The sequence below is a fragment of the Burkholderia sp. FW306-1C-G01B genome, from assembly GCF_058781685.1.
In genome coordinates, this window is record NZ_JBYSWZ010000003.1 from 159160 (window position 1) to 175629 (window position 16470).

17 protein-coding genes are annotated in these 16470 nt (G+C 68.3%); 13 read left to right on the top strand and 4 right to left on the bottom strand.

The features are described from left to right. Positions 1–98 precede the first annotated feature (98 nt). The 10 genes from AC3WLY_RS08090 (at position 99) to AC3WLY_RS08135 (ending at position 8538) form a co-directional block, all read left to right on the top strand. Complete coding sequence (locus tag AC3WLY_RS08090; RefSeq protein WP_492310561.1) at positions 99–446, top strand: RidA family protein; 348 nt, start codon at positions 99–101, stop codon at positions 444–446. A 12-nt stretch (positions 447–458) separates the two neighbouring features. Further along, positions 459–1703 carry a D-amino acid dehydrogenase gene (locus AC3WLY_RS08095; protein ID WP_492310560.1) on the top strand — a complete coding sequence of 415 codons (1245 nt, stop codon included), beginning with the start codon at positions 459–461 and terminating at the stop codon, positions 1701–1703. Next, a complete protein-coding gene (locus tag AC3WLY_RS08100; RefSeq protein WP_175961841.1) occupies positions 1700–2491 on the top strand; it encodes a maleate cis-trans isomerase family protein in 792 nt (263 codons plus the stop codon). The genes AC3WLY_RS08095 and AC3WLY_RS08100 overlap by 4 nt, the downstream gene beginning before the upstream one ends. A gap of 79 nt (positions 2492–2570) precedes the next feature. Further along, entirely contained in the window at positions 2571–3275 is a 705-nt protein-coding gene (locus tag AC3WLY_RS08105) for a GntR family transcriptional regulator (protein WP_175961840.1), read from the top strand. A 122-nt stretch (positions 3276–3397) separates the two neighbouring features. Next, entirely contained in the window at positions 3398–4282 is an 885-nt protein-coding gene (locus AC3WLY_RS08110) for a glycosyltransferase family 2 protein (RefSeq protein ID WP_105392800.1), read from the top strand. 70 nt (positions 4283–4352) lie between these two features. Then, entirely contained in the window at positions 4353–5288 is a 936-nt protein-coding gene (locus tag AC3WLY_RS08115) for a dihydrodipicolinate synthase family protein (protein ID WP_425132201.1), read from the top strand. Positions 5289–5329: 41 nt separating this feature from the next. Beyond that, positions 5330–6508, top strand: a complete 1179-nt coding sequence (gene rhmD / locus AC3WLY_RS08120) for an L-rhamnonate dehydratase (protein ID WP_006756437.1) — start codon at positions 5330–5332, stop codon at positions 6506–6508. A 9-nt stretch (positions 6509–6517) separates the two neighbouring features. Beyond that, complete coding sequence (lra1, locus tag AC3WLY_RS08125; protein WP_492310559.1) at positions 6518–7303, top strand: L-rhamnose 1-dehydrogenase Lra1; 786 nt, start codon at positions 6518–6520, stop codon at positions 7301–7303. 11 nt (positions 7304–7314) lie between these two features. After that, positions 7315–7629, top strand: a complete 315-nt coding sequence (gene rhaM / locus AC3WLY_RS08130) for an L-rhamnose mutarotase (RefSeq protein ID WP_072437770.1) — start codon at positions 7315–7317, stop codon at positions 7627–7629. Between the two features lie 15 nt (positions 7630–7644). Then, the gene (locus AC3WLY_RS08135; protein WP_310133648.1) at positions 7645–8538 is read left to right on the top strand and encodes an amidohydrolase family protein; all 894 of its coding nucleotides are present in this window, start codon (positions 7645–7647) and stop codon (positions 8536–8538) included. Between the two features lie 45 nt (positions 8539–8583). On the opposite strand, the gene AC3WLY_RS08140 is transcribed toward AC3WLY_RS08135, so the two are convergent. The 3 genes from AC3WLY_RS08140 to AC3WLY_RS08150 all read right to left on the bottom strand — a co-directional run bounded on the left by AC3WLY_RS08140 (position 8584) and on the right by AC3WLY_RS08150 (position 11952). Next, the gene (locus AC3WLY_RS08140; protein ID WP_492310558.1) at positions 8584–9291 is read right to left on the bottom strand and encodes a DUF3142 domain-containing protein; all 708 of its coding nucleotides are present in this window, start codon (positions 9289–9291) and stop codon (positions 8584–8586) included. A 7-nt stretch (positions 9292–9298) separates the two neighbouring features. Further along, positions 9299–11470, bottom strand: coding sequence for a PA5441 family protein (locus tag AC3WLY_RS08145; protein WP_492310557.1), 2172 nt, complete (start codon positions 11468–11470; stop codon positions 9299–9301). A gap of 206 nt (positions 11471–11676) precedes the next feature. Continuing rightward, complete coding sequence (locus AC3WLY_RS08150; RefSeq protein WP_175961833.1) at positions 11677–11952, bottom strand: hypothetical protein; 276 nt, start codon at positions 11950–11952, stop codon at positions 11677–11679. On the opposite strand from AC3WLY_RS08150, the gene AC3WLY_RS08155 reads away from it, so the two are divergent. From AC3WLY_RS08155 to AC3WLY_RS08165, 3 genes are all read left to right on the top strand, one after another. Continuing rightward, a complete protein-coding gene (locus AC3WLY_RS08155) occupies positions 11927–13432 on the top strand; it encodes a hypothetical protein (protein WP_175961832.1) in 1506 nt (501 codons plus the stop codon). The genes AC3WLY_RS08150 and AC3WLY_RS08155 overlap by 26 nt on opposite strands. Before the next feature lie 32 nt (positions 13433–13464). Beyond that, positions 13465–13791, top strand: a complete 327-nt coding sequence (locus AC3WLY_RS08160) for a hypothetical protein (protein ID WP_175961831.1) — start codon at positions 13465–13467, stop codon at positions 13789–13791. A 148-nt stretch (positions 13792–13939) separates the two neighbouring features. After that, a complete protein-coding gene (locus AC3WLY_RS08165) occupies positions 13940–14992 on the top strand; it encodes a helix-turn-helix domain-containing protein (RefSeq protein ID WP_310133665.1) in 1053 nt (350 codons plus the stop codon). Between the two features lie 42 nt (positions 14993–15034). Here AC3WLY_RS08165 and AC3WLY_RS08170 read toward each other — a convergent pair whose 3' ends face one another. Further along, positions 15035–16447: a 3-deoxy-D-arabino-heptulosonate 7-phosphate synthase gene (locus AC3WLY_RS08170; protein ID WP_492310556.1), complete on the bottom strand. Its 1413-nt coding sequence runs from the start codon at positions 16445–16447 to the stop codon at positions 15035–15037. Between the last annotated feature and the right edge of the window lie 23 nt (positions 16448–16470).

Consider the following 16470-nt stretch of genomic DNA (forward strand, 5'->3'; position numbering starts at 1 on the left):
ATTGGCGCGGCATCGAATCTTTTTGAAAAAAGTGTATACAGTTCTGAATATGGATGCTTAGAATTCAACCCACTCGACACGGAAACGGAGGCGGTGCGATGGAGATCAAGCGATATGGCGCAGGCGAACGGATGAGCCAGCTCGTGGTTGCGGGCGGCTTCGCGTTCATTGCCGGACAGGTTGCCGACGACACCGCACTCGACGTCGCCGGCCAGACCCGCCAGATCCTCGACAAGATCGACCGGCTGCTCGACGGCGCGGGGCTCGACAAGCGCCGGATCGTGTCCGCGAACATCTGGCTTGCCGATCACCGGAGCTTTGCCGACATGAACCAGGTCTGGGACGCATGGGTGCCGCAGGGCGACGCGCCGGCGCGTGCGTGCGTGGAGTCGGCGCTCGCGTTTCCCGAGTACACGGTTGAAATCGCGGCGATCGCCGCGTTCTAGCGGAGGCGAGCGATGAGGACGGTCGTGCTCGGAGGCGGCATCGTCGGTGTGACGACCGCATACTTTCTCGCGAAGGCGGGCGACGAGGTGGTGGTGGTCGACCGGCGCGACGGCGTCGCGCTCGAGACGAGCTTCGCGAACGCGGGGCTGATCGCGCCCGGGCATTCCTATACGTGGGCGTCGCCGCGCGCGCCGAAGATCCTGCTCAAGTCGCTGTTCTCGGACGGGCAGGCGCTGCGCCTCAAGTGGTCGCCGGACTGGCGGATGTGGGCGTGGTGCCGGCAGTTCCTGCAGAACTGCACGGCGGAGCGGTCGCGCCGGAACACGTCGATCAAGGTGCGGCTGTGCCGCTACGCGCAGCAGCAGCTCCAGTCCGCGACCCGCGACGAGGGGCTCGCGTACGACCGGATCAGCGGCGGGCTGCTGTACCTGTACCGGGATCCCGCGTCGTTCGAGCGCGGCATCGCGAACATGCGGATCCTGTCCGACAACGGCCTGCCGCTCGAGACGCTCGACCCGCGCGCGGTGATCGAGCGCGAGCCCGCGCTCGCCGGCGCGGCGGGCGAGATCGCGGGCGCGATCTACTGCCCGTCCGACGAGAGCGGCGACGCGCATCTGTTTACCCGCGCGCTCGCCGAACGCTGCCGCGCGCTCGGCGTCGAGTTCCGCTTCGGCGCGACGATCGACGGCATGCGCGCGAACGCCGGTGCGGTGGACTACGTGCAGACGTCGCAGGGCCGCGTGAGCGGCGACCGCTACGTGCTCGCGCTCGGCGCGTACTCGCCGTTCGTCGCGCGCCGGCTCGGCTACCGGTTGCCGATCTATCCGGTGAAAGGCTATTCGGTCACGCTGCCGATCGACGCGCGCCACGAGCCGCCGACGCTCGGCGGCGTCGAGGAAAACCAGCTCGTCGCGTGGGCGCGGTTCGGCGAGCGGCTGCGCCTGACCGCGACGGCCGAATTCGGCGGCTACGACACGACCCACACGCCGGCTGACTTCGCGCACATGCTGGCGACCGCGAAGGCGCTGTTTCCGAACGGCGCCGACTATACGAAACCGTCGTACTGGGCCGGATTGCGGCCGATGACGCCGGAAGGCACGCCGATCATCGGCGCGACCCGGCATCGCAACCTGTTTCTCAACACCGGGCACGGCCACATGGGCTGGACGATGTCGTGCGGTACCGCGAAGATCGTCGCCGACCTGATCCACGGCCGGCAGCCCGACATCGACATTACCGGGATGACACTCCAGTGAGCGAACTTCTTTCGACCCCTGTGCAGCACGGCGCCGGTTCGTACGCGCGCTTCGGCTTCTCGCTCGATGCGGGCATCGCGCGCCGCGCGGCGATCGGGCTCGTCGTGCTCGCGACCGACCATACGATCGAATACGAATGGCGGCGCGTGCTCGCGCTCGACGGCGTCGCGTTCTACGAGAGCCGGATCGCGAACTCCGCCGACATCACCGCGGAGACGCTCGCGCGGATGGACGGCGGGATCGCGGCGGCCGTCGAGCTGATCCGCCCCGGCGAGCGCCTCGACGTGGTTGCGTTCGGCTGCACGTCCGCGTCGATGGTGCTCGGCGAGGAGCACGTGTTCGAGCGAATCCGCGAGGCGCGGCCGGGCGTCGCGTGCACGACGCCGATCACCGCGGCGCGGGTTGCGCTCGGCGCGCTGGGTGCGCGCGGCGTCGCGCTCCTCACGCCGTACGAGCGCTCGATCAACGAAGCGATGGCGGCCTACCTGCGCGCGCGCGGCGTCGACGTCGTGCGGGCGGGCTCGTTCGAGCACCGCGACGACAACGAGGTGGCGCGGATCGACCGCGCATCCATCGAGCGCGCGGTGCTCGCGCTGGCCGCCGATCCGGCGGTGGACGCAGTGTTCGTGTCGTGCACGAGCCTTCGGCTCGTCGACGCGCTCGCGGAGATCGAGGCGCGCGCCGGCAAGCCTGTGTTGTCGAGCAATCACGCGCTCGCGTGGCATGCGCTGCGGCTCGCCGGCGTCGACGATCCGGTGCCGGGCTTCGGACGCCTGCTGATGCAATGACGGTAGCAGCAAGAGAGGCGTCCGCAGGCCGGTCCATGGCCGATAATGACGGTCGCCGACAGACGAAGGAGGAGGCGAGATGGTAGCGAATTCCGTGCTTGGCGGCCGCGAGGCGCTGGCGCCCAGGCGCGCGGGCCTCACGGTCAACGAGATTTACGAGCAGCTGAAGCAGATGGCCGTGCTGTATACGATCCGGCCGGGCGAGCGGGTCAACGAGCTTGAACTGGCGGAACGGTTTGACGTCAGCCGCACGCCGATCCGGGAGGCGCTGAACCGGCTCGTCGCAGAGAACCTGCTGGTCTTCGTGCCGAATCGCGGATTCTTCATCCGCCAACTGGAAGGGAAAGACGTGTTCGATCTCTTTGAGCTGAGGCGTTCGATCGAGTCGACCGCGGTGATGCTCGCGTGCGAGCGGGCGTCCGACAACGACATCAAGACACTGCGCCGCTTCTGGCGGCAGGTGATGAAGAGCGCGCCGCGGATGCCGTCGTCGGAGCTCGTCGTGAAGGACGAACTGTTTCACCTGGAGCTTGCCGCGCTGTCGGGCAATGCGGAGATCGGGCGCGTACTGCAGGGAATCAACGCGCGGATTCACTACGTGCGATGGGTCGACGTCGACCAGCGGCGCGACGCGGCCTTCACCGAGCATCTGGAAATCCTCGACGCGCTCGCCGCGCGGGACACCGAACGATGCGTCGCGTTGACCGACACGCACATCCGCTGGCGGATGGAGGAAATCACGCGCGTCGTGGCGGCGAGCGTCGTCAAGCTGTACGCGAAATAACGGGCGGTCCGCGGCGCACGCGCGCCCGGCGAGACCGCGCCGACGAGACGCAAGGCAAAGGAGGACGGGCCGCCCGCCTGCCGGTGCGGCGCATCGCCACGCTTTCGTTACGAGGTGCCGTCATGAAACATGGCACGCTGGTCACGCTGTACAAGCCGTCCGCGGCGCAGATCGACCATCTGCTGGGCCTGCCCGCGCACAGTCCGGCCGTCGTCGCGGTCGACAACTCGCCCGTCGTCGATCGCGAGCTGCACGCGCGGCTCGCCGCGCACGGCGTCGACGTGGTCGCGAACCACAATCGCGGCGGGATCGCCGGCGCGTTCAACGCCGGTGTGGAGTTTCTCATTCGCCGCGGCTGCGACGTGTTCTTCATCTTCGACCAGGATTCGACCGTGCCCGCCGATTACTTCGAGCGGATGCTCACGGGGTGCGCGACGGTCGGCGATACGCGCTTCCTGGTCGGGCCGCGCATCTTCAACCGCAACTTCCGGCGCAACCTGCCGCTCTTCACCGTGCGCCGCTGGTCTGCGCGGATCACGCCGATCGGCGACGGCGCGCGCGGCTTGCTGCCGTGCTCGGTGATCATCTCGTCCGGCACCGCGATCTCGCTCGACGCGTATCGCGCGCTCGGCCGGTTTCGCGAGGATTTCTTCATCGATCATGTCGACGCCGAGTACTGCATGCGCGCGCAGGCGAACGGCGTGCCGGTGTGCGTGAATGCGGACGTGTCGCTGCCGCACGAGCTCGGCAGTCCGTCGGCCCGGCAGCACTGGCCGCGCGTCGAGATCTTCGATCAGAGCGCGCTGCGCCATTACTACGCCGCCCGCAACTGCATCCTGGTCGCACGCGACTACTGGCGCCGCTATCCGGCCATGCTGCTGATCAACCTGATCACGCTGAAGCACGTCGCGTTCATCCTGCTGCATGCGCGCGACAAGCGAACCAAGCTGCACGCGATTCTGTGCGGCGTGACGGACGGGCTGCGCGGCCGGTACGGCCGGGTCTGACCGACTCGTGACGATGTGCGGAATCGTATTCCATCATTTTTGCAATCCTAAATGAAATGAGGCCGACAAGATGATTCACGACACGCAGGCAGCTCGCCGCTATACGGGCGCGTTTTCCGTCGCGCCGACCATTTTCACCGAATCGGGCGAACTGGATCTGGAAGGGCAGATGCGTTGCGTCGACTTCATCATCGACGCGGGCGCGGACGGGCTGTGCATCCTCGCGAACTACTCGGAGCAGTTCTCGCTGTCCGACGACGAGCGCGAACGGCTCACCGGGATGATCCTCGAGCGCGTCGCGGGCCGGGTGCCCGTGATCGTGACGACGACCCATTTCAATCCGGTGATCTGCGCGGCACGCAGCCGGGCCGCACAGGCGGCCGGCGCGGCGATGGTGATGATCATGCCGCCGTATCACGGCGCGACGATTCGCTGCGGCGAGGCGGCGATCGGCGCGTTCTTCTCGGAGGTCTCCGATGCGATCGACATTCCGATCATGTATCAGGACGCGCCGATGAGCGGCACGCAGGTATCGGCGGCGTTCCTCGCGCGGCTCGCGCGCACGATTCCGAACCTGCGTTATTTCAAGATCGAGGTGCCGCAGTCGGCGGCGAAGCTGCGCGAGCTGATCGCGCTCGGCGGCGACGCGATCGAGGGGCCGTGGGACGGCGAGGAGGCGATCACGCTGCTCGCCGATCTCGACGCGGGCGCAACCGGCAGCATCCTCGGCGGCGGCTACCCGGACGGGCTGCAGCCGATTCTGGCCGCTTATCGCGCGGGCCGGCGCGACGAGGCGGTGGCCGGCTACGAGAAGTGGCTGCCGCTCATCAACTATGAAAACCGGCAGGCCGGGCTGCTCGCCTGCAAGGCGCTGATGAAGGAGGGCGGCGTGATCGCGTCGGACGCGCCACGGCGCCCGCTGATGCCGCTGCACCCGGAGACGCGCGCGGGCCTCGTCGAGATCGCGCGGCGGCTCGACGCGCTCGTGCTGCGCTGGGCGCGCTGACACGCGCGCATTTTTCTTCTTTCCGATCGAGGAACGTCCCGATGAGCATGCCCACGATACGACACATCCGCGCGCTGACGGTACGCGGCGGCGGCGCCGACTACCACGACCAGGGCGCGGACCACTGGATCGACGATCACATCGCGACGCCGATGGCGCGTTACCCCGAATACCGGCAGAGCCGGCAGTCGTTCGGCATCAACGTGCTCGGCACGCTCGTGATCGAGATCGAGGCGAGCGACGGCACGGTCGGTTTCGCGGTGACGACGGGCGGCGAGATCGGCGCGTTCGTCGTCGAGCGCCATCTGGCGCGCTTCATCGAAGGGCAGCGCGTGACCGACATCGAGAAGATGTGGGATCAGATGTTCTACGCGACGCTCTATTACGGGCGCAAGGGCGTGGTGCTGAACGCGATCTCCGGCGTCGATCTCGCGTTGTGGGACCTGCTCGGCAAGGTGCGCGGCGAGCCGGTGCACCAGTTGCTCGGCGGCAAGGTGCGCGACGAACTGCAGTTCTATGCGACGGGGGCGCGGCCGGATCTCGCGAAGGAAATGGGGTTCATCGGCGGCAAGCTGCCGCTGCATCATGGCCCGGCGGAGGGCGACGAGGGCCTGCGCCGCAACCTCGACGCGCTGGCGACGATGCGCGATCGCGTCGGCGCGGATTTCTGGCTGATGCTCGACTGCTGGATGAGCCTCGACGTGCGCTACGCCACCCGGCTCGCGCACGAGGCGCGCGCTTACGGGCTCAAGTGGATCGAGGAGTGCCTGCCGCCCGACGACTACTGGGGCTACGCGCAGTTGCGCCGCGCGGCGCCGCCCGATCTGCTCGTGACGACGGGCGAGCACGAGGCGACCCGCTGGGGCTTCCGGATGCTGCTCGAGATGGGCTGCTGCGACATCATCCAGCCTGATGTCGGCTGGTGCGGCGGCCTGACCGAACTCGTCCGCATTTCGGCGCTCGCCGACGCGCACGGCGTGCTGGTGGTGCCGCACGGCTCGTCGGTCTACAGCTATCACTTCGTGACGACGCGGCACAACAGCCCGTTCGCGGAATTCCTGATGATGGCGCCGCAGGCGGATCGCGTCGTGCCGATGTTCGATCCGCTGCTGCTCGACGAACCGGTGCCGACGGGCGGGCGGATGAAGGTGCCGGATACGCCCGGCTTCGGCGTGCGGCTCAATCCGGCCGTGCGCACCGAACGGCCCTACACGCACTGAGCCGCCGCGATGAAACTGCTCGAGAACAAGGTCGTTGTCGTCACCGGCGGCTCGCGCGGCATCGGCCGGGCGATCGCGCTCGCGTGCGCGCGGCATGGCGCCGACGTCGTCGTCAATTACTGGGCCAACCCGTTGCTGCCGGCGCAGTCGGATCACGCGCTCGACGCGCTGGTCGACGAGATCGGCGCGACTGGCCGGCGCGCGCTCGCCGTGCCGGGCGACATCGCGCGGCCGGACACCGCGGACGAGCTGGTCGCGCGGGCCGTCGACGCGTTCGGCCGGATCGACGTGCTGGCGAGCAATGCGGGGATCTGTCCGTTCCACGCGTTCCTCGATCTGCCCGCCGACCTGCTGCGACGCACGATGGAGGTCAACCTGCACGGCGCGTTCCACGTGACCCAGGCGGTCGCGCGCCGAATGGCCGCGCAGGGCGACGGCGGCGCGATCGTCGCGACGAGTTCGATCAGCGCGCTCGTCGGCGGCGGCATGCAGACGCACTACACGCCGACGAAGGCCGGCGTGCACGCGCTGATGCAGTCGTGCGCGGTCGCGCTCGGCCCGCACCGGATCCGCTGCAATTCCGTGCTGCCGGGCACGATCCGCACCGAGATCAACGAAGCGGATCTCGCGGCGCCCGGCAAGGCCGAGTACTTCGAGCGGCGCATTCCGCTCGGCCGCCTCGGCGAACCCGACGACGTCGCGGACTGCGTGGTGTTCCTTGCGTCGGACCTGGCGCGCTACGTCAACGGCGCGGCACTTCTCGTCGACGGCGGCCTCTACGTGAACCTGCAATGACGGGGGCGGACATGGAAACGATCGCGTTCAGGATGCGGCTGCATCCCGGGCAGAAGGACGAGTACCGGCGGCGCCACGATGCGATCTGGCCGGAGCTGGCCGACGCGCTGCGCGCGGCCGGCATGGCCGATTACTGGATCTTTCTCGACGACGAGACGGATTGCCTGTTCGCCGTCTTGAAACGCCCGGCCGGGCACCGGATGGCCGAACTCGCGCAGGCCGACGTGATGCGCCGGTGGTGGGCGTACATGGCCGACCTGATGGCGACGGACGGGGACGGGCGGCCGCTCGAAAAACATCTGGAACCGATGTTCCATCTGGCGTGATCGCAGGGAGGCGCAATGCAGGTCGTCGATCCACATGTGCATTTCTGGGATGCCGATGCGTTGAGCTACGGCTGGCTCGACCGCGCGCAACCGGCGTTTTCCGGGCCGGTGGCGGCGCTGCCGCGCGCATACGGTCCGGCCGACCTGCGCGCAGACGCGGGCGGGATCGACATCCTGAAAGTCGTGCACGTCGAAGCGATCCATGACGCGTGGACCACGCCGAGCGAGGTCGAATGGCTGCAGGCGCTGGCCGACACGCCGGCGAGCGGCGGCATGCCCGAGGGCATTGTCGCGGGCGTCGACCTGTCGCGTGCCGACGCGCCTGCGAGGCTCGAGGCGGCCGCCGCCTGCGCGAACGTGCGCGGCATTCGCCAGGTACTGAACCGCCACGCGAACCCCTGGTACAACTACGTCGATCGCGACTATCTCGACGATCCGGGCTGGCGCGACCATTTCGGGTGGCTCGCACGGCTCGGGCTGTCGTTCGACCTGCAGCTCTATCCGTCCCAGGTCGGGGCCGCGCTGACGCTGATCGACGCGCATCCGGACACGGTCTTCATCGTCAATCACGCGGGCATGTTCGTCGACCGCGACAGCGTGCACGGCTACCGCGCGTGGCGCACCGGGCTGCACGGGCTCGCCCGGCGCGAGAACGTCATGCTCAAGCTGAGCGGGCTTGCGATGTTCGATCACCGGTGGACGACCGAGAGCTTCCGGCCATATGTGCTCGAGGGGATCGACGCATTCGGCGCCGCGCGATGCATGTTCGCGTCGAATTTTCCGATCGACCGGCTGCATGCCGGGTATCCGGCGCTCTGGCGAGCGTATTCGGAGATCATCGCGGGGGCGAGCGATGCGGAGAGGCACGCGTTGTGTGTCGGCAATGCAGAGCGGATTTATCGCATCTGATACTCCGGCACGCGGGCGGGACCAACGTCGCCGCGTTTCCGCCCGCTAGCTGTTGCGCAGGAACACGACGTAGCCGCGGAACCACGGATTCGTCGCGAGGTACGGCGGCGCGTCCCACTCGCCGCCCTGGATCACGCCGATCCGGAACGGCAGTTGCAGCCGCGCGACGCGCGGCAGGTAGGCCGCATAGTCGGGGATCGTGCTGCGCCCCTGGTAGGTCTGCACGACCACCTCGTCGACGATGCCCCTGAGCTGGTTGACCTGGTCGGCATCGATGCGGCTGCTCCAGTCGAGCAGCCCCGTGATGCTCAACCGGCAATCGGCGGGCAAGGTCTCGCGCAACGTCCGCAGGAATTCCAGGTAGTCCTGCAGATGGCGCGTACGCGCATCGAAGTCGATCTGGATGCCCGCGATCGTGCGGCCCGACGCGCGCCAGCGCGTGAGCTGCGCCAGCATGATCTGCGTGACGCGCGGTGTCCAGCGCAGCGTATGCGCACGGTAGACGAGCCAGACGCGCGCGTTCGGCGCGGGCGGCAGTGCGACGCCCTGCGCGATGACGCGCACCTGCGACTCGTCCCGCGGCGATGCTTCGATCTGCCCTTGCAGCACGTAGACGGCGCGCGCGCCGCTTACGACCGCTTGCGGTTTCACGCCGGCCCACAGCCAGAACGCGTCGTACTGTGCGGGATCGACGGTGCCGGCCAGCACGATGCGTCCGGCCAGCAGCAGCGCGACGCACGCAATGCGCTTCACGCCGCGCTCACCAGTAGTAGCGGAGCTTCTGCGCCCACGGACTGCCCGGATAGGTGGCCTTCAGCGTATCGAACCAGCGCTTGCGCGTGTTCTTCGGCACGTCCTTGCCGCCGCAGTCGTTGCTGCCCGACGGCGCATAGCACTTGATCGCGCGGTAGAACGCGTAAGCGCGGTCGTTCGCGTTCGCCTGAGCATCGGCCATCACCGTCGCGTAGCTCGACATCCGCTCGTACGGCTTGCCCGCGAACTGCGACGGCGATGCGCCGAGCGTCGGCGGTACGCGCGTGGAGGATGTCGACGACGCGTTGCGCATCCATAGCGGCACCGGATCGTTTTCGAGGCCGGCCGCGGGCGGATGACGGCGCACGAAATCGGCGAGGCAGTTCAGCCCTTTCGAATCGCCGGGGTTTTGCTGAAGCGTCGCGGCGATGTCGCGTGCGGACGGGCACGTGTAGCCGTCTTCGTTCCTGGTGCCGGGCGCGACGAACGGCTTCAACGGATCGGCGGGCGTGCCGGACACCAGCGCGGCGTCGGCGATGAAGTCGGCATAGTGCGAGCGCGTGAGCTCCTTGTACAGCAGCGTGTACAGCGCGGTGTCGCGCAGCGCGCCGCCGGTCGCCTGGTTCTGCGCCTGCGCGCGCAGCAGGTCGGCACCGGCCGTGCTCTGCAGCAGGATCGCCCGGAGCGCGGCGTTCTGCACGGGCGAATCGTCGGCGAACACGTCGTTGACGAGCCCGGCCTGCTCCAGGTTGATCGCGAGCGCGAGTTCCAGCGCCTCGCGCTGGAAGCGGAATTTGGCGAGCGGGATCAGGTCGCGCCACAGCTGGCGGGCCTTGTCGGTCTGGCCGCTGTCCTCCAGCGCGAACGCGCGCAGCGCCTGCTGGCTCAGGCCGAAGTAGTCGAGCGGCACGGCGGGCGTCTGCGGCAGCAGTTCGAGGGCGGCATCCGGCTTGTGCCCGATCTGGACATACCAGGTCGCGAGCAGGTATTCGTAGAGCGCGGGCGCGTTCGCGAAGCGCGGCTTCTGCGCCTGCAGGTCGTCCAGCGTCAGCGGTTTGTTGCGGCTCGAATCGCCGCTGTCCGACGTACGCATGCGCAGCAGGTCGACGGTCGCGAGCACGGTCGGCGACTGGATCTGGGCCGCGTCGAGGTCCGACCCGAACAGCAGCTTGCTGTCGAGTTCGTTCGCCAGTTGCATCAGCGGCACGTTCGAGGTCGCGGGCGACCAGCGCGCGAGCGCATGGCCGTAGAGGTCGGCCTGCTGCGTGACGTTTCCGCCTAGCCACGCGACGCGCCGCAACAGCCCCGACGCGGACACCGCATAGCGCCCCTGCGGATACACCTTCAGGTAGGTGCGAAACACCGTATTCGCGGCGTCGAGCGACACCTTCGTCACGCGAGCGCGCGACGGCGTGGGGCTGTCGTTGTCGAATACATTGGCCTGCGCGGCGTTCAACTGCGCGCGCCCGGCCATATAGAGGCCGGTTTCCTTCAGCCACGGGTTCGCGCTGTGCGATGCGTTCGCGAAGGCCTTGGTCGCGGCGAGGAAGTCGGCGCGGTAGAACGCGTTCGTGCCGTCGAGGTACGCGGCGAACTGCTGGCCAAGCGGCGATTTGACCGGCGGCTTCGTCCAGGCGGCGCTCGCGCCGCCCGCGGCACAGGTTTTCTGCGCGATGTCGGCGCGCGCTGCGCGCAGGCGCGCGGCTTCGTCGGCGGGGACGCCGCCGGAGGCATTCAGCGCGTCGTTGAACGCGTCGGCGCCGGCGTTCATGCTGCGGCAGATGCTGCCTTCGCCGTCGGCATACCGGTTCGACGGCGCATCCGCATCCGACCCGCTGCGGGTCTTGTCGGGCTCCTTCTGGCCGATATAGATCCATCCGGAAAAGTCCATCGGGAACGGCACGATGATCTGGTTGATCCGGTCTTTCGCCGGGATCGTCTTCGGGTCCGGGAACACCTGTGCGACCTTGGCGCTGTCGACCATCATCAGCATCGCGTTGATGCGCGTGTCGTTGGCAGGGCTCAGCATCGGCACGTTGCTGCACGAGTACGTATTCTGCCGGAGCGTGGCCGGCGCGTAGCAAGTGTCGTCCGAGCTGGCATGAGCGCCGGGGATCCAGAGCAGGCTGGCCGCCAGCGCGGCGAACAGGTTTCGTTGTAGCAATGGGTTTCTTCGCATTTTTCTTGTGCTGGGGTGGGGCCGCGATGGCCGGGTCTCTCAGGGGGCGTCGTGCCCCGGCGCGTATCGTACCTCACGGGCGGGACGGATAGCGCCGGCGGGTACGCGCCTGACGGCAAGTCGTGGCGATTGCCGGCGCGACGAAATGGAAGTCCACTCAGTGTAGACGTAACGCCACCTTGAATCCGGATCGCCTGAATTAAGATTCAGCCGGCAGTTGCGGACAGCCCGGCGATAGACGACGTGTCGTCATTGCTGTCCGGCCGGGGAGGTCCGCCGAAAGCGGCGTTCGCGTCGATCCGCGCGACGGAATCGATCATGACGGGGAGGCGAACAGATGCCGCTTTCCATGCCTGCTCAATAGTATTGCTTATCAAATAGCCCGATCGAAGCCGCGCGTCGTTTCGGCGAACGGCAGACGAGAGTACGCCGGCAAATGAAAACAAGAGGATTCCGATGAAACCCATTACATGGATGGTCATGGCAGCCGCTCTCGCGCTGAGCGCATGCGGCGGCGACGATGTCGCCCCGAACGGCGGCGCGTCATTGTCGACGCCGAACAATCCCGGTTCACCTTCCGGTCCGTCAGCGCCCGGCGGCGGTTCGAACGGCAGCCCGACGGGCGGCGGGACCGCGCAGCCGCAGGCCGGCTGGTCGCCGGCCGTTGCGCTGGACGGCAAGGGGCCGGAGGGCGAGCCCAGCGTGACGATCGACGCGAGCGGCAACGCGCTTGCCACCTGGATGACCAATGGCCCGGCCGGCGCGAACGGCAACGAGATGTGGGGCGCGCGCTATGTCCCGGGCTCGGGCTGGGCAAGTGCGACGCGGCTCGACACGGGCGACGGTTCGCATTCGATGAACGGGTTGAGCGGGGTTCAGCCGCAACTGGTCGGTAACGCGAGCGGGCAGGCGGTCGCGTTCTGGACCGAATGGATGCCGGGCCCCAACACGTACGCACTGTGGGCGCGCCCGTACAGCCCGAATACCGGATGGGGCGCGGCATTCGAACTGGCGCCGGATATGGCGGGTTCGTCCTATACGGCCGGGATCGACAGTCAGGGCAATGCGCTCGTCGCATGGACGCAGTCGATCAGCCTGCTGGATACACGCATTGCGTGGACGCGCTATACGCAGGCCGGCCAGTGGTCGCCGACGGCGCTGATCCAGATGCCGGTGCAGACCGGGCCGGGCGCCGTGACCGGCGATACCGACAACGTGCGGCCGATGATGTCGGTGCTGTCGTCCGGCCGGGCCGTGCTCGCGTGGCGGCAGACCAATCATACGCACTCGGCGCTTTGGACCGCTACGTACGACGCGACGAACGGCTGGACCAACGTCAATCAGGCCGTGTCGAACACGAGCCTGTTCACGACGATCATCTCGCCGGTGGCCGGCATGGACGTGAAGGGCAACATCACGCTGGTCTGGGGGCAACTCGACGTGACCGGCGGGAAGATCCTCACCACCACGATGTCGCAGCGCTATGTGTCCGGAACCGGGTGGCAGCCCGCGCAGTCAGTGGCGCCCGCGATCGCGGAGCCGACGGGCTTCATCGCGACGCCGATGCTGACCGTCAACGAAAACGGCGTGGCTGCCGTGATGTGGGCGGAAGGGGGCGCGGTCCTGCAGGCGAGCGTGTCCGATGCCAGCGGAAACTGGGGGCCGCTGCAGCGACTGACGGAACACCTGAACGGGGCGGCAGCCCAGTACCCGCCGCTGGTGATCGACGCGGCCGGCAACGTGACGGCCGCATGGCAGGACACGGGCATGCCGGGCGCGTCGGCAGTCATCGCGGCCAGCTACCGGAACGGTGCGTGGAGCGCGTCGACGCTGGCGGCACAGAGTGCGTCGTGGCCGGCGCTCGCCGTCAACGCGACGGGGGCGATGGCGCTTGTCTGGCAATCGTATGTCGCGAGTGTCGGCAGCCAGCTGCAGGCCAGCTTTTATACCCCGGGCTCGTAACCGTTTCGCGTCGGGAAATCGAAGGAGAAGTCATGAAGAAGACCTTGCATTGCACTGTACGGACCGCGCTGGGCATCGCGGTCGCCGGCCTCGTGTTGTCCGCGTGCGGCACGACGCAGATGAACATGGTCGACGTCCAGACGTCGACCGCGAAGACGCTCGGGCTGGCGTCGTCGGACGAGATCACGATCGCCAACGTGCAGTACGGGAAGAAGGACGGGCTGGGCGGCCAGAAGGTGAGTTACGACGCGACGACCGGCAAGGGGCGGCGTTTCGGCTGTACGGTGTTCATGATTCCGGGGCTCACGCCGATCGACCGGCCGACGTACAACAACTGGGAATGCCATCCGCAGCGCTGATGGCGCGATGACGACGACGCCCGCCGCAGGGCGTCGGTCGACCGCTTTCGTGGACGATATGCCGCGCCGGCCTTGCGCCGGCGCAATTTGGTCCGATAATCGACGAACCGATTCATCCTTTCCCGTCGGCTCGATAAAAAAAACTGTCATGGATCAAGCGGCATTCGTCCCTGTTTTCAAGTTTCGCACGATCGACTACCCCGAGCCGGACCGGTTCCACGTCTGGGTCAAGGACATGCTATGCGACTACCGGCTCGATGACGACGGCGGCCACGGCGCGTTCGACGCGGAAGCGAGCGGCGCGGCGCTCGGCTCGTTGATCCTGTCGGGCCGGCACTGGCGGTCGCGCGCGCCGACCTATACGGTTCACCGGACCACGCGGCGGATCCGGCTCGACGGCCAGGATTCGATCCGGTTCACGCTGCTGCTCGGCGGACGACTCGCGAGCCGCATCGGCGGGCCGGAGCTGTTCAAGCGCGCCGGCGACCTGTTCGTCTATGACGTCGCACAGATCAACGATTGCAAGGTCGACGCCGGCGACGTGATCAGCCTGGTCGTGCCGAGATACCTGCTGCCGGGCCACGCGGCGCAGCTGCACGGCCAGACGCTGACGAGCGGCGTGGGCCGCCTGCTCGGCGACCAGATGCTGTCGCTGTTCCGGAACCTGCCGAGCCTGCGCATGCACGAGGTGCCGAGCATCGTGCAGTCGATGTTGCTGCTGCTGGCCGCGGCGGTGTCGCCGACCGCGCAGGCGCTGCACGACGCGCGCGGCCCGATCGACAACGCGCTGGTCGAGCGGGTCCGGCGCTACATCGACACGCATCTGCTGGAGCCCGACCTCACGCCCGACCGGATCTGCCGCGACATCGGCGTGTCGCGAGCGCGGCTCTATCAACTGTTCAAGGAAGAGGGCGGCGTGATGCGGCAGATCACGCGCAGGCGGCTGCGTCACGCGTACCACGTGCTGGGCGATCCGCAGCGCAGGCATCAGCGCATCGCGGAAATCGCGTGGGCGCACGGCTTTCCCGACGAGAAGTATTTCCACCGGTTGTTCAAGGCGGAGTTCGGCCATACGCCGAAGGAAACGCTCGAGTGTGCGACCGCGCCGGTTCTGCTGCCTTGCGGCGCGGCTGACGATCGATGGGCCGACGGCGGCCGGCTGGCGGGGTGGACGCTGCCGTTCGGCGTGCTCACCAACTGAGCGGGCGGCGCGTTGTCGTTGCGCGACGGCCCGGCTCGTGCATCACGCGTACACGCTGCTCGCGACGCCGTCGTCGGCGACATCGTCGATCGCGGCCCGCAAGTCGTCGATCGCCACCATCAGTTCGCGGACCTGCCGCAGCGACGGGTATTGATGCAGCACGGCATGCCATTGCGGCAGCGTCAGCAGCGCGTGCCAGATGACGCCGAGGCCGCGCGGATCGGCGTCCGGCTGCCGTGCGAGCGCGCTCGCGTATTCGAGGCTCGCCTGCGCCGACAGCAACTGCATCCGGCTCGCGGCGCCCAGCAAGCGCGGCGCCGCGTCCGCGGACGCATCGCAGCAATAGAGCACTTCCCGTTGCAGCGCCGCGTCGTCGGTCGTCAACGCGCGCAGCGACGCGCCGTGCATGCGCACCGTGCCCTGGTGCGTCTCGAACGAATAGATCGTGTCGGGGTCGGCCTGCGCGAGCAGGTTCAGGCCGCGCAGCAGCCGCGGCAAATCGGTCGTCGCCGCATCCGCGGACGCCTTCGCTTCGACGAGGAAGCGGACGTTCCACACGGGCGCTGATTCGTCGCCGCGCGGGCGTTCGAGCAGGATCGCATCCCATTCGGTTTTGGCGCGGTCGTGCCGGCCCGGGATCGACGACGGCACGCGCATCGATGTGACCACACGGTAGGTGCGCCGTTCGTCCACGGCTTCGAGCCTGCCGGCCAACGCGTCGAGCGCCTGTGCGGCCAGCGCTTCGACGGCCGCGCCGCGCCGCTGCGACGCGGCGCCCTGCGCGACCGCGATCGTGCTGCCTTCGAGCGGACCCTGGCGTACCCACAGTGCGCGGTATCGCCGGACGTGCTCGTCCGACGCCAGCGCATCGAGACGCAGCAGGCGTTCGAGTGCCGCACCATCCTTCAGCTTGACGATGTCCTGCTCGAACGCGGCATCGGTCGCCATGTCGGGCAGCGCGAGCAGATGCTGCAGCGTGGCATGGAGATCGGCCCACGACGCGGACGTTGCGGCCGCATGCAGCCGCGCGAGCCCGTCGCGTTGCCACGCCTGGGCGCTGCGCTCGAGTTTGGCCGGGTGCGCGATCGCGTTGACGGCCGAATGCAGCGCGCGCCGATCCTGCTCGGCGTGCGCGTGCAACGACGCGTATTCGCGCACGCTCGGCGCGTCGTGCCGCAGCACCGCGGCCTGGAAGGCGGGATCGCCGGATTGCCTGTCCATCGCGTCGCGGATCATCCGTGCGAGCGCATCGATGAAGCGTTGCTGCAGTTCCGCGCCGGGAGCGTGTCCGTCGCTTCGGATCCGGCGCGCTTCCTCGATCACGAGTGCAAGGGTGGCGGCCGGGTTCGCGGCGTCGGTCGGCGACGACATGCTGTCGAGCGGCGGCAGCCGGTAACGGCGAGCGACGGTACGCAGGACTTCGTCGAGCAGGGCGGGAAGCGGTGTCAGCGACATGTCAGGTATCGGGGTGGACGCGG